Source organism: Streptomyces sp. NPDC052020, assembly GCF_040680575.1.
Classification (GTDB): domain Bacteria; phylum Actinomycetota; class Actinomycetes; order Streptomycetales; family Streptomycetaceae; genus Streptomyces.
Genome location: NZ_JBFAWY010000003.1, coordinates 125898 through 138935 on the forward strand (window position 1 = coordinate 125898; position 13038 = coordinate 138935).

The 13038-nt window shown below is 75.7% G+C and carries 10 protein-coding genes and 1 tRNA gene; 8 read left to right on the forward strand and 3 right to left on the reverse strand.

Annotated features, from left to right (window positions below; all coding sequences use genetic code 11):
• Positions 1-28: 28 nt before the first annotated feature.
• The 7 genes from AB0L74_RS03870 to AB0L74_RS03900 all read left to right on the forward strand — a co-directional run bounded on the left by AB0L74_RS03870 (position 29) and on the right by AB0L74_RS03900 (position 6663).
• Positions 29-1153 (forward strand): phosphatase PAP2 family protein, encoded by a 1125-nt coding sequence (locus AB0L74_RS03870; protein ID WP_365645260.1) that lies wholly within the window; start codon positions 29-31, stop codon positions 1151-1153.
• Positions 1110-2309 carry a hypothetical protein gene (locus AB0L74_RS03875; RefSeq protein WP_365645262.1) on the forward strand — a complete coding sequence of 400 codons (1200 nt, stop codon included), beginning with the start codon at positions 1110-1112 and terminating at the stop codon, positions 2307-2309. The genes AB0L74_RS03870 and AB0L74_RS03875 overlap by 44 nt, the downstream gene beginning before the upstream one ends.
• Positions 2300-3904, forward strand: a complete 1605-nt coding sequence (locus AB0L74_RS03880; RefSeq protein ID WP_365645264.1) for a hypothetical protein — start codon at positions 2300-2302, stop codon at positions 3902-3904. Before AB0L74_RS03875 ends, AB0L74_RS03880 begins: the two co-directional genes overlap by 10 nt.
• Positions 3901-5277, forward strand: coding sequence for an AAA family ATPase (locus AB0L74_RS03885; protein ID WP_365645266.1), 1377 nt, complete (start codon positions 3901-3903; stop codon positions 5275-5277). The genes AB0L74_RS03880 and AB0L74_RS03885 overlap by 4 nt, the downstream gene beginning before the upstream one ends.
• Before the next feature lie 200 nt (positions 5278-5477).
• Positions 5478-5843: a hypothetical protein gene (locus AB0L74_RS03890; protein ID WP_365645268.1), complete on the forward strand. Its 366-nt coding sequence runs from the start codon at positions 5478-5480 to the stop codon at positions 5841-5843.
• 165 nt (positions 5844-6008) lie between these two features.
• Entirely contained in the window at positions 6009-6599 is a 591-nt protein-coding gene (locus AB0L74_RS03895) for a bifunctional DNA primase/polymerase (protein WP_365645270.1), read from the forward strand.
• Positions 6590-6663: transfer RNA gene (locus AB0L74_RS03900), tRNA-Lys, on the forward strand. The genes AB0L74_RS03895 and AB0L74_RS03900 overlap by 10 nt, the downstream gene beginning before the upstream one ends.
• 108 nt (positions 6664-6771) lie before the next feature.
• On the opposite strand, the gene AB0L74_RS03905 is transcribed toward AB0L74_RS03900, so the two are convergent.
• Entirely contained in the window at positions 6772-7989 is a 1218-nt protein-coding gene (locus AB0L74_RS03905) for a M6 family metalloprotease domain-containing protein (RefSeq protein ID WP_365645272.1), read from the reverse strand.
• 433 nt (positions 7990-8422) lie between these two features.
• On the opposite strand from AB0L74_RS03905, the gene AB0L74_RS03910 reads away from it, so the two are divergent.
• Positions 8423-10576 carry an EAL domain-containing protein gene (locus tag AB0L74_RS03910; RefSeq protein ID WP_365645274.1) on the forward strand — a complete coding sequence of 718 codons (2154 nt, stop codon included), beginning with the start codon at positions 8423-8425 and terminating at the stop codon, positions 10574-10576.
• Here AB0L74_RS03910 and AB0L74_RS03915 read toward each other — a convergent pair.
• Both AB0L74_RS03915 and AB0L74_RS03920 read right to left on the reverse strand, forming a co-directional pair.
• A complete protein-coding gene (locus AB0L74_RS03915) occupies positions 10552-11652 on the reverse strand; it encodes an LLM class flavin-dependent oxidoreductase (RefSeq protein ID WP_365645276.1) in 1101 nt (366 codons plus the stop codon). The genes AB0L74_RS03910 and AB0L74_RS03915 overlap by 25 nt on opposite strands.
• A gap of 359 nt (positions 11653-12011) precedes the next feature.
• Positions 12012-12743, reverse strand: coding sequence for an aspartate/glutamate racemase family protein (locus AB0L74_RS03920; protein ID WP_365645278.1), 732 nt, complete (start codon positions 12741-12743; stop codon positions 12012-12014).
• Positions 12744-13038 lie beyond the last annotated feature (295 nt).

Here is a 13038-nt window from a genome sequence, read left to right on the forward strand (position 1 = left end):
GACGCGCGAGAAGGGGGAGGGCGATCGGATGCCGCACACCGAGACACCGGGCACCGAGGCGGCCCCGGCCGTCCGTCCGCGCTGGTGGACCGAGTTGCCGCTGATCGTCCTCGTGTACGCCTGCTACTCGGCGGGCCGGCTCCTGGTGCGCGGCGACGTCGCCCACGCCGTCGACCACGGCCTGGCGATCCTGCGCGTCGAGAAGGCGCTGCGCCTGAACGCGGAGCACCCGCTCAACCGTCTCTTCACGCGTGAGCCCTGGCTCGGGGTGCCGGCCGACTTCTGGTACGCGTCGCTGCACTACCTGGTCACCCCCGCGATCCTCGTGTGGATCTTCCGGTCGCGTACGGTGCACTACCGCGCCGCCCGGACCTGGCTGATGACGTCCACGTTCATCGGGCTGATCGGTTTCACCCTGCTGCCGACCTGCCCGCCCCGGCTGCTCGACGCCGGCCACGGCTTCGTCGACACGATGGCCCACTACAGCGCGTACGGCTGGTGGGGCGGCGAGGCGAGCGCGCCGCGCGGGCTGGGCGGCATGACCAACCAGTACGCGGCGATGCCGAGCCTGCACGTGGGCTGGGCGGTGTGGTGCGGGGTGCTGCTGTGGCGGTACGGGGGGACGCGCGCGGCGAAGGCGGCCGGTGTCGTCTATCCGCTGGTGACCACCGTGGTGGTCATGGGTACGGCCAACCACTATCTGCTGGACGCGGTGGCGGGCGCGGCCGTGATGGGGCTCGGGCTGGTGCTGGCGCCGCGGGTGACGCGGTGCGCGGACCGGGTCCGGGCGTGGTCCGCCGCCCGGGTCGCCCCGGCCGCGGCGCTCGCCGCCCCGGGCACGGGGACGGCCACGGGCACCGCTCCCGGCGCGGCGGCCGGCCGGGCCACCGCGACCGCCTCGCGCACGGGCGCCGCGCGGACCGGCCGGGACGCGGCGGTCACCCCCGGCACAGGTGTCTCCCCGGGTGCGGGGTCCCCGATTGTCAGTGGCGGATGCCAGACTTCGGCGGGTGAGCGAATTCCACGGCAGCGCGAGCAGCGGTTCCCGGCGGCGGCCGAGCCCGGCGTCCCTCCCGCGGACACGGGGGACGGCGCTCCGGACGGGAGCCTTGCCCGCTCCGGCGAGGTCGAGAGCCTGGGCAAGGCTCGCTGAGCTGCGCGGCCCCGGCGTACCGGCCAAGGCGCTGGACGCGCGCGCCCTGGCCGCCCTCGCCGCGAACCCCGGCTGCGGACGGCGGGCGGTCCTCGACGGCGCCGGGGTGGACAAGGCGGCGCTGGCGCGCGCCCTGGGCGCCCCGTCGGCCTTCGGGCAGTCGCAGTTCGCGTTCATGCGGGGCAACGCGTTCGAGGCGCGGGTCACGGCGGACGGCGGCGCGGAGCTGCTGCGGCTCGTGCACGAGTGGCTGGACCCGGGCGCCGAGCCGCCCGCGCGGGCCGGGGTGCCCGACCTGTCCGCGGCCGGTCCGCAGGGCCGGGTGGCGCGTACGGCGCTGGCGCTGCGCGAGGCGGCCGGGGCGGGCGCGTGGACGCTGCTGGACCACCCGATGCTGGCGCTGGACGTCGCCGGTTCCCCCGCCTTCCTGGAGCCGGACGCGGTGGTGGTGCACCCCGACGGCAGCTGGACGGTCGTCGAGATCAAGTCCTTCCCGATGCTGGACGGCTCCGCGGACCCGGCGAAGGTCGGCGCCGCGGCCCGGCAGGCGGCCGTGTACGTACTGGCGCTGGAGGACGTGGCGGCCCGCCTCGCCGGGGACGGTGCGCCCCCGCGCGTGCGCCACCGGGTGCTGCTGGTGTGTCCCAAGGACTTCTCGAACCTGCCCACCGCCTCCGCCGTCGACGTCCGCAGGCAGCGCGCGGTGACCGCCCGGCAGCTGAGCCGTCTCACCCGCGTGGAGGAGATCGCCCGGACGCTCCCCGAGGGCATCTGCTTCTCCCCCGAGCTGCCCGCCGAGGAGCTGACCGCCGCGGTCGAGTCGGTCCCGGCGACGTACGTGCCCGAGTGCCTGTCCACCTGCGACCTCGCCTTCCACTGCCGGGCCCGCGCCCGCGCGTCGGGCGCCGTGACCGCCCTCGGCCGTCCGGTCCGCGCCGAGCTGGGCGGGCTGTCCTCCGTCGAGGACGTCCTGGCCGCGGCCCGCGGCGAGGCCGGGGATCCGGACGACCCGGCGGTGGCGGCGCTGCGCCGCGCGGCGGTGCTGCGGGCGGAGGCGCTGGACGCCGCCCGCGCGGGAGGCCCCCCGGTCTCCCCCGCCGGATCCTCTCCCGCCGGGTCCTCTCCCGCCGGACCGGAGGTGGCCGCGTGTCGCTGATCACCACCCTCGCCCGGCTGGAGGCGGTGCGCGGCGGCCGGGCCCAGCCCGCCGCCACGGTCCGGCACCGGCACCTGTCCGGCCGGCCGCTGGTCTTCGTGCCGCTGACCACCGCCGGTGAGGCCGGCGCCCCGCTCGGGGCGCTGGTCGGCACCGACCGGGACGCCCCGCGGCTGCTGGCCGTCCCGCAGCCGCGCGACCGCGACCTCAGGTTCGCGTTCCTGGCCGAGCTGGCGGACATCGTCCTGCCGCACCTGGAGTCGTACACGGACGCCGTGGAGAGCGCCGAGCGGGCCGAGACCGACCCCGAGACCGGCAAGCGGGTCAAGGTGGAGGTCGACCTGTGCGCGGACGCGGCACAGCTGATCGTGCCGAGCCGCGCGGGCATCGACTTCGTACGGCTGCTGGGCCGTTCCATGCGCTTTCGGCGGACGGCGGAGCAGGACCCCGAGGCTCCGTACCCGGCGCCGCCGCGGGTTCCGCTGCTCGGGCGGTGGCTGACCCACTACGGGGAGCGGGCCCGGGTGCCCGGTTCGTCGCTGCTGCTGGCCATGACGGACCTGCTGGGCCGGCACTGGGCGACCGGGCAGTCCACGCTGGAGGACCAGCACCTGGGGGCGCTGCTGGCCTGGATCGACCCGCCCGACGGGATGTCCGGCGCCCAGGCGGCGGCCCGCGCCGAGCTCGCCCGGGACACCGCCGGCCAGCTGCTGTGCCCGCCCGCGGGCCCGGCCACCGACCCGGCGTTCGACAACAAGCTGCTGGCCCCCGCCATCGAGCGCTACGACCGGGCCCGCACGGCGCTGGCCGCCGCCGGGGACGGCCTGGAGGCGGACGAGCGGCTCGGCGCCGTCACCGCCGCCGAACGGGAGATCCGCGCCCTGGTCGAGAGCCGGACGCGCCCCACCTGGGAGGCGGTGTGGCGGGGCCTGGACCTGCTGCGGGCCCTGCCGCCGGGGGCGCATGTCGAGGAGCGGTGGACCCGCGACCGCTGGTCGTTCACCGGGCACCGGGACCGGGTCCTGGCCGGGGAGCCGCCGCAGCCGCGCCGCGACGACGCGGTCACCGCGGCGAACAAGCTGGCCACGCGCGAGCGCGAGCAGGCCCGGCTGGAGGCGCAGGAGGCGCTCGACGACCCGCTGGTGATGGCCGGGCGCCGGCTGGCCGGTGAGGCGTTCGCCGGGGAGGTCACCGACGTGGTCATGGCCTACAGCGAGGGCAGGCGGCCCAGCCCGCGCCCGCTGGTCACCGTGCGCACGGACGACCGGCCGCAGCTGGGCGAGCGGGCGAAGGTGTACCGGTCGCTGGGCGGCAGGCCGCAGGCGGCCGAGTTCGTGGGGTACGACGAGCGGGGCGAGGGAGGCGTGAGCGTCGTCCTGCGGATCGTCGACAAGATGGGCCGCGGCAAGGAGCCGGAGGCCGGGAGCGTGCCCGAGAAGGGGGACCGGGTGTGCTTCACGCTGTTCGAGCACGAGCAGCGGGGCGGCGCGAAGCTGCCCGACCCGGAGCGGACCCCGTGGACGCACGGCGGCCCGCCCGGCGAGCGGACCGCGCCCGAGGCGGCCGACCCCGTGACGGAGGAGGACGTCCTGTGACCACCGAGACCGCCCTCGGCTCCGCGACCGCCCCCGGCGCCGACGCCGCCTTCGACCCGGGGGCGGAGGCCGCCCGTGCCACGGCGGCGATCCTGCGCGACACGCTGCACGGCGCCGAGCGCGGCGTCGTCGTCGACTCCCCGCCCGGCGCGGGCAAGTCCACGCTGGTGGTGCGGGCCGCCCTGGAGCTGGCCGAGGCCGGACGGCCGCTGATGGTGGTGGCGCAGACCAACGCGCAGGTCGACGACCTGGTGCTGCGGCTCGCCGAGAAGAACCCCGAACTGCCGGTGGGCCGGCTGCACAGCAGCGACGCCGACCCGTACGACAAGGCGCTGGACGGCCTGCCCCAGGTGCGGACGTCGGCGAAGGCGGCCGACCTCGCCGGGCTGCCGGTGGTGCTGTCCACGGCCGCCAAGTGGGCCCATGTGAAGACCGACGAGCCGTGGCGGCACGCGATCGTCGACGAGGCGTACCAGATGCGCTCGGACGCGCTGCTCGCCGTGGCCGGGCTGTTCGAGCGGGCGCTGTTCGTGGGCGACCCGGGCCAGCTGGACCCGTTCTCGATCGTGGACGGCGAGCAGTGGGCGGGCCTGTCCTACGACCCCTCGGCCTCCGCCGTCACCACCCTCCTCGCCCACAACCCGGGCCTGCCGCAGCACCGGCTCCCGGTGTCGTGGCGGCTCCCGGCCTCCGCGGCGCCGCTGGTGTCGGACGCCTTCTACCCGTACACGCCGTTCCGCAGCGGCACCGGCCCCGGCGACCGGCGCCTGGCCTTCGCCGTCCCCTCTGACGGCTCCGGCCCGGACCGGGTGATCGACGAGGCCGCCGCCTCCGGCTGGGGCCTGCTGGAACTGCCCCCGCGGCACACCCCGCGCGCCGACCCGGAAGCGGTGCGGGCGGTCGCGGCGGTGGTCCGGCGGCTGCTGGACCGGGACGGCGCGGCGACCTCCGAACGCGCCGCCGGACCGGAGCCCCTGACCGCCGGGCGTATCGCCGTCGGCACCGCGCACCGGGACCAGGCGGCGGCGGTGCGGGCCGCGCTGGCGGAGCTGGGCGTGAGCGGTGTCACCGTCGACACGGCCAACCGGCTCCAGGGCCGCGAGTACGACGTGACGGTGGTCCTGCACCCGCTGTCCGGCCGCCCCGACGCCACCGCCTTCCACCTGGAGACCGGCCGCCTGTGCGTGCTGGCCTCCCGGCACCGGCACGCGTGCGTCGTGGTGTGCCGGGCCGGGGTGGGCGAGCTGCTGGACGACTACCCCTCCACGGAGCCGGTGCGGCTCGGCACGGCCGTGAAGTTCCCGGACGGCTGGGAGGCCAACCACGCGGTCCTGGCGCACCTGGCCGGGCACCGGGTGGCCTGGCGGCCGTGACCGCGGCGAGCGCCGTGGGGCGCGGTCACGGCGGGCGGCCCGCTGGACGTCGGGCGGAAAGAGGGGCCGCCCGGCGCCGTGAGCCCTCGCGCGCCATGAGGACGCATCCGCACCACCGCGGTCCCCTTGCCCGGGCGCGGGACAATGGACGGTGGCCCCCTACCGGGCGGGTCATCCACGCCGTACGAGGAGGAGAAGACATGGCGGAGCCCACGCCGCGTCGCAACGAACCGCGGCTACGCCCCGCGCCCCTGCTCTTCGAGCCCGCGGAGGCGGGCGCCGACCCGGAGCACTTCTTCGATCTGGAGTCGATGGACGACCCCCGGGCGCTGCTGGCCCGGGCGACGGAGCTGACGCAGGCGTTCCGCGCGGCGGCGGACCGGGCGGTGGAATTCCAGGCGATCGCTGCGGCGCAGCTCGCCGACCCCCGGCGGTTCGACCGGCTGACCGCGGCGGACATCGCCGAACGGGCCGAGTGGACCGAGGACTATGCCAAGAAGATGGTCGAGTTCGGGCGGGACCTGCTGCGCGGCGGCGAGGGCCCGGCCCACGCCGACCCGGTCTGACCACGCGTCCCGGCCGTCTCTACCGCCCGTGCCGTCCCGGGGCGTCTCCCCCCGGGGTGAGCAGGCATATGCCAAGCGGGCAGGCTACCCCACGTCCGTCCGCCCTGTCCCGAATTCCGGCAACTCTGTGGAACGGCACGCTCACGGCCGGTAGATCTGTGCGCCATGAGCAGCACACCGCACATCTCGGACGTCACCACGGACGGCGCCGCCTGGCTGGCCTCGGCGGGCACCTATCCGCGCAGCACGCTCGCGCTCTGGGAGGAGCGGCCGGACGCCCCCGTGGTGCTGCCCTGCGGTTCCGCCTTCGACATCGTCAGCGCCCCGGCCGTGTTCGGGCGCCGGATGCTGGACCGGCTGTGGGAGGAGGGCCCCGGCTCGGGGCCGGTGGCGGAGTTCCGGGGCCGTACCCTGCTGTTCGCCGCGCCGGGTGCCGCCCAGCGGCTGCCCTCGCTGCTGGAGTGGGAGGAGTGGGGCGCGCGCGGCCGGGACGGCGGCCGGACGGACGCGGTCCCGCCGCTGCTGTGCCACGGCACCGGGGACGCGGTGACCGTCCCGGCTCTGCGCGGCGCCGGCTCCGCCGACCGTACCGGCTCGCGCTGGCTCGTCGCGCCGGACACCCGGCACCCCTGGCTGCCGGGCCCCGAGGTACTGCTGTGGGCGGCCGTGCGAGCGGCCCGGGCGGCCGTGCGGATTTCGATTTTTCCTCCCGCCGACCAGGGTGCTAAGGTCTACGACGTCAGCAGGCGCCGCTAGCTCAGTTGGTTAGAGCAGCTGACTCTTAATCAGCGGGTCCGGGGTTCGAGTCCCTGGCGGCGCACGACACCGAGAGGCTCCTCGCACACGCGAGGAGCCTCTCGCGTATACCGGCGAGCCCGTACCGCCGGGCCCGTACCGCCGGGCGCGTCCGGCGGTGATCCCCGGCGTGTCACCCGGTCGTGATCTGCACCGTCCACGCGCCCGACGCCGTACGCCCCTCCACCTCCACCCGCACGCGCTCCCCCGGCACCGTGAAGCTCTCCCCGAGAGCGACGGGCGCGTCCGCGAGCGGCGGGTAGACGGAGTCCTCCCAGCAGGCCCGCGTGCGCGGATGGGCGTCGATCACCTCGACCGGCCCGCGGCCGGACTCGGCCCCGCTGCGCACCCGGTACACCAGCACCCCCGCCGTGCAGGCCGCCGCGTCGTTGCCCACCGGCCCGCGCACCTCGAAGGCGAGCACACTGCGGGCGCCGGTGCGCACGACCGCCAGCTTCACGCCCCGGCCGAGCCCGAAGACCGGCACCCCCGCGGGGCCCGTCACCGGCGTGCCGGGCCCCGCCTCCAGCGGCTCCAGCGTCAGCCGGGCCGGGCGCGGGCCGGCCACGCACACCACCTGCCGGGGCTGGAGCCAGCCCAGCTTCCACTTGTGCCAGCCGAACAGATCCGGGGCCAGCCCGAACTGGCTGCCCATCAGGTCCCAGTCGCCGACATGGGTGTCCCAGTCGCCCTTGCCGTCGACCGGCCGGTGGTACAGGTCGGGCAGGTCGAAGACATGTCCGGTCTCGTGGGCCAGGACCAGCCGGTCCGGCGGATGGTTCTCGAAGACAGTGACCACCCGCCGGATGTCGGTACCGTCGGCCCGCAGCGGGGTGTCCAGGTTGACGACCTTCGTCGCGTCCGAGTCCACCCCGGGGGCGTCCGGGTCGGCGACGAAGTACACGATGTCGTAGCGGGAGAAGTCCACGTGCGCGTCCGCGGCGGCGAGCGCGTCGCGGAGATAGGCGGTCCGGTGCTCGGTGTCCCAGTCCCGCTGTATGACGTACGCCGTCGACGGCCGCGGCATGCCGATCCAGTGCCGCAGCGGGTGCGGGCGCAGCGTGAAGGTGCCGTACGAGGCCCGCTGGAAGAAGCGGGTGGTGGCCGGGAAGTGGTCGGCGGCCAGCTCGCGCGGACCGGCCAGGGGCTGGGAGTCCGGGAAGGAGAGGAACACCATCACCGCGTCGAGCCGGCGGACCGGCCGCGGGTAGGCGGCGTTCCAGGTGTCCAGGCCCTCGGAGTGGTGCGCGGCGGTGCGCTCCAGGGCGCAGGGCGCCGGGGAGAACGGCTCGGCGATCGAGGGGGCGGTGACCAGGGAGGTCGCGGCCAGCGCCGCCATGGTGGTGCACACGGCCGCCGCGCTGCGCAGCCGGGGCCGCGTTCCGGCCCGGCACCGCCCCGCCCGGAGCCCCTGAAGGGCCCCACGGGGACGTCGCCTCAGGGGGAACGGGCGCGGCACAGGGACCTCCGGGTGGGGTTCGCGGGACACCGCACCCAGCTTGTGTGTGTTTGTCGTACTACGCCCTGTTCGCATGCACCGGACGGGTGAGTGGACCGGACTTTCCGGCACGGCAGATGATCCGGGGACGCCCAAGGTCATTCACGGAACGTCACAACTGGTCGGAGGGGCGAGGAACCCGTCCAGGTGTGCGCAGAAACGATCTGTCGGGGCGGGCGGGCGGCAGCCGGAGGCCGACGCGCGGCTGGAAGGGCCTGGGGCCAGCCTCTATGATCGGCACACTTTCCTGCACGGACAGAGATCGAGTGCACTGCGGGAGCGAGCGGTGAGCGGAACGTCCGAAGGGCCGACGCCCGCGGCAGACCTCATCCGGTCCGCCGTCACAGAGAGTGACATCAGTGCGGCTGCGGGTGCCGAGCCGCCGATGCGCGACAGCCCCGGCGCCGAGCCGTTCGCCCACGGTGCCCTCGGCACCGGCCCGCTCGCCTTCGGCACCGTCGCCACCGGACCACCGGTCCACGACGCCCCCGCCGCCGCGACCGGGTCACCGGCCCCCGTCCCCGCCGTCGAGCCGCCGGCACCGCAGTCCCCGGCCGGCCCGCCGCGGCCGCCCGGCCGCCCCTGCGCCGAGCCGTTCCCGTACCGTCGCGCCTTCACCGCCGCGCCGCTCGCCATGGCCCTCATCGACTCCGAGGGTCTCGTCGTGAGCGCCAACGACGCCCTCGCCGCCCTGCTCGGAGCCGAGCCGGAGGCGCTGGCCGACCGCGCCGCCGCCGATCTGATGGACCTCGCCTCCGACGCCCGTGTCTGGCACGCCTACCGCGAGGTGCTGCGCGGCGTGCAGCGCAGCCTGCGCTGCACGCGCCGGCTGAAACGCCCCGACGGCCGGTCCCTGTGGGCGCAGGTCACCGTGGAACCGCTGGCGCAGGGCGCTCCCGGCCTGCTGCTGTCCGTGACCGACATCAGCGCCCGGCGCGAACTCCAGGCACGGCTGCGGCATCTGGAGATGCACGACCCGGTGACCCGGCTGCCCAACCGCACCCTGTTCTTCGAACGTCTGACGGCCGCGCTGCACGCGGAGTCGTACGAGCCCGGCGGCACCGGCCGGATCGGCCTGTGCTACCTGGATCTGGACGGCTTCAAGGCCGTCAACGACACCCTCGGGCACCGCGTCGGCGACCTGCTGCTGGCCTCCGTCGCCGAGCGCCTCACGCGCTGCGCCGAGGAGGCCGGCGACGGCCGGGCCGGCACCCCGCTGGTGGCCCGGCTGGGCGGTGACGAGTTCGCCCTCCTGGTCGAGGACTCCACCGGCACCGACCAGCTCGCCGAGCTCGCCGAGTCCGTGCTGACGGTCCTTCAGGAGCCATTCGACCTGTCGGGCCGGCGCCTGTCGGTCTCGGCGTCGATCGGCGTCGTGGAACGCCGCGCCGCCGGGACGACCGCCACCGCCCTGATGCAGGCGGCCGACACGACCCTGTACTGGGCGAAGGCGGACGGCAAGGCCCGCTGGACGCTGTTCGACCCCGAGCGCAACGCCCACCGCATGACCCGGCAGGCGCTCGCCTCCACGCTCCGCCCGGCCATCGAGCGCGGCGAGTTCGCCCTGGAGTACCAGCCGCTGGTGGGCATGGCGGACGGCCGGGTCCACGGCGTCGAGGCGCTGGTCCGCTGGGAGCACCCCCAGTTCGGCGTACTGGCGCCGAATCGGTTCATCACATTGGCCGAGGAGGACGGCTCCATCGTCCCGCTGGGCCGCTGGGTGCTGCGCACGGCCTGCCGGCAGGCCCGCCGCTGGCAGCTGGACCACCCCGGGGAGCCGCCGATCTTCGTCAGCGTCAACGTGGCCGTCCGCCAGGTCTGGGACTCCGATCTGGTGGCCGACGTGGCGGCCACGCTCGCCGAGACGGAGCTGGCGCCGCACCTGCTCCAGCTGGAGCTGACGGAGTCGGCGGTGATGGGCTCGGCGGGCCGGCCGTTGCAGGCGCTGAAGGCGCTCAGCGACATGGGCGTGCGGATCGCCATCGACGACTTCGGCACCGGCTACTCGAACCTCGCCTACCTCAGCCGCCTGCCGGTGTCCGTCCTGAAGCTGGACGGCTCCTTCGTCCGCGGCTTCCAGTACGAGACCCATGGAAACCGCGAGCGGCGCGAGCCCCTCGGCCACGACGAGACCCCCGGCGGCGGTGAGCCCCTCGGCAACGGCGAGAACGGCCGGATGTACGGGGACGGCGGGGCCGGGGAGCGCGACGCCGCCGCCGACGAGGTGATCGTCGAGGCGATGGTCCAGCTCGCCCACCGGCTCGGCCTGACCGTCACCGCCGAGTGCGTCGAGACCTCGGCGCAGGCCACGCGCCTGCGCCGGATCGGCTGTGACACCGGTCAGGGCTGGCTGTACTCCCGCCCGGTGCCGCCGGACCGCATCTCCGAGCTGCTGGGCTCACCCGGTGCCGGGGTTCAGGCGGGCGTCGGGAACCCGTAGGCGTCGGCGATCAGCTCGTAGGAGCGCAGGCGCACGTCCCCGCCGTGCGCGTTGGCGGTGATCATCAGCTCGTCGGCGCCGGTGCGCTTGTGCAGATCGTCCAGGCCGGTGCGGACCTCGTCGGCGGTGCCGTGGATGACGTTCGCGTTCCAGGAGTCGACGAACTCGCGCTCCATCGGGCTGAAGTCGTACGCCTCCGCCTCCTCCGGCGTCGGCACGAGCCCGGGACGGCCGGTGCGCAGCCGGACCATGTTCAGCGCGGCGGCCAGCACCTGCCGCCGGGCCTCCCTGGCCTCGTCGGCGGCGAGGGCGGAGACGCCGATGAGCGCGTACGGCGCGTCGAGGACCTCGCTCGGGCGGAAGGACTCCCGGTACAGGTCGAGCGCCGGGATCGTGTTCCGCGCCGAGAAGTGGTGGGCGAAGGCGAAGGGCAGGCCGAGGGCGCCGGCCAGGCGGGCGCTGAACCCGGAGGAGCCCAGCAGCCAGATCGGCGGGCGGTGCGGCGACTGCACGCCGCCCGGGGAGGTCGCCTGCACCGGTCCGGGGACGGCGTGGATGCGGCGGTAGGGGTGCCCGTCGGGGAACTCGTCGTCCAGGAACCGGGTCAGCTCCACCAGCTGCTGCGGGAACTCGTCGGCTCCCTCGTGGAGCCGTTCGGTGCGGCGCAGGGCGGCGGCGGTGGCGCCGTCCGTGCCGGGAGCCCGGCCGAGCCCGAGGTCGATCCGCCCGGGAGCCATCGCCTCCAGCGTGCCGAACTGCTCGGCGATGACGAGCGGGGCGTGGTTGGGCAGCATCACGCCGCCCGAGCCGAGCCGGATGCGGTCGGTGTGCGCGGCGAGGTACGCCAGGATCACGGCCGGCGAGGACGAGGCCACGCCGGGCATGGAGTGGTGCTCGGCGACCCAGTACCGGTGGAAGCCGCGGGCCTCCGCCAGGCGCGCGATGTCCACGCTGGTGCGCAGGGCGTCGCCGGCCGTCCGGCCCGCACCGACGGTGACCAGGTCCAGGACGGACAGCGGGACGGGGGCGGTGCCCTGTGCCGTGCCCCGGATCTCCTCTACGGCGTCTGCGGCCACGATGGGGTGCCTCCTGATTCGTACGACGTTCGCCGAGCGGATAACAGGAGACTCTCTCCGGTTATTCCCCCCGGAGCGGCGGTGCCGGGCCCGGCCCCGGCACCGGGGCCCGTCCGCCGTGGGCGCGATGTGCGCGCCCGTGCGGAGCTGCGGTATGATCATCATGCGCTGGTCGGCGGAGCAACTCCGAGCAACCGGCGATGCGTTGGTGGTCCAAGGAAAGACGCCCCGCTTCCTGCGGGGAGATGCAGGTGCAAGGCCTGCCCGGCGCTCTGACGAAAACCCCGGTCCCGCGCGGACCGGGGTTTTCTCATGCCTTTCCCTCATGAGGCGCGGGGCCGGGTCCCCGGCCCCGCGCCTCACACCTGAACGACCGGCTCCCGGTTGAACAGAGACCCCAGTTCGGGCGCGTTCACCCGGCGGTCGGCCAGGCGCAGCGCCTCCCAGACGGTGACCTGGCTGGCGGTGAGGACCGGCTTGCCGAGCTCCTCCTCCAGGGTGGTCACGTGGGCCGCGGTGCTCAGTGCCGTGTCGGGCAGCAGGACCGCCTCGGCGTCGGGCCGGTCGGCGCGGCGGGCCAGGGACAGCACCTCCGCCTCGCCCCGGGCTCCGCCCCCGGCGGCCGGGACGCCCCCGGCGCTGTGGACGCCGACGACCTCGATGCCGTCCGCGCGCAGGAAGTCGGCGAAGAGGGCGGTGACCTCCTCCGGGTAGGTGGCGCCGACGGCGACCCGGCCCACACCGAGCTCCCGGATCGCGTGCACGAAGGCGAAGGAGGTCGAGGAGGCGGGCATGCCGGCCGTGCGGGCCAGGGAGCGGACCTGCTCGTGGGCGCCCTCCCAGCCGTACGCGAAGCTGCCGTCGGCGCACGCCCACACCACGGCCTCCGCGCCCGTGTGCCGCAGCTCCTGCACACCCGCCGCGAGCCGCTCCGGCGCGCCCATCCGGCCGAGCGCGTCCGTCCGGCGCGTCTCCTCGCCGGCGTCGGTGCGGGCCAGGTCCACCCGGATGTCGCTGCCCAGCAGCTGTTCGATGCGGGGATAGTCGTCCTCGGCGGAGTGGCCCGGGCAGAGGAGTCCCAGTGCTGTCATGTCCACCCTTCCTGCTGCTGTCCTCGTCCGGCACGTCCGGTACGTCCGGCGGTGCGGGGCCGCGGCGCGTCCGCCGGACCGGCCGGCGTCCGACGCGGCCCCACCGCACGGGTACCCCGTCGGCGGCGGACCGCCCACATCGTCAGGTGCCCGGCCCAGCGGCGGCACGGTGGGCCGGCGGGACGAACCGGCCACGCGGCGCGTGGAGTTGTTCGAGCGCCGGGCGGCGGGCGCGCCGCTGCCCGGCGTGGTCGGCGAGAGGCGCGGGTTTCCGCCGCGGTGCGCGTGCCGGCCG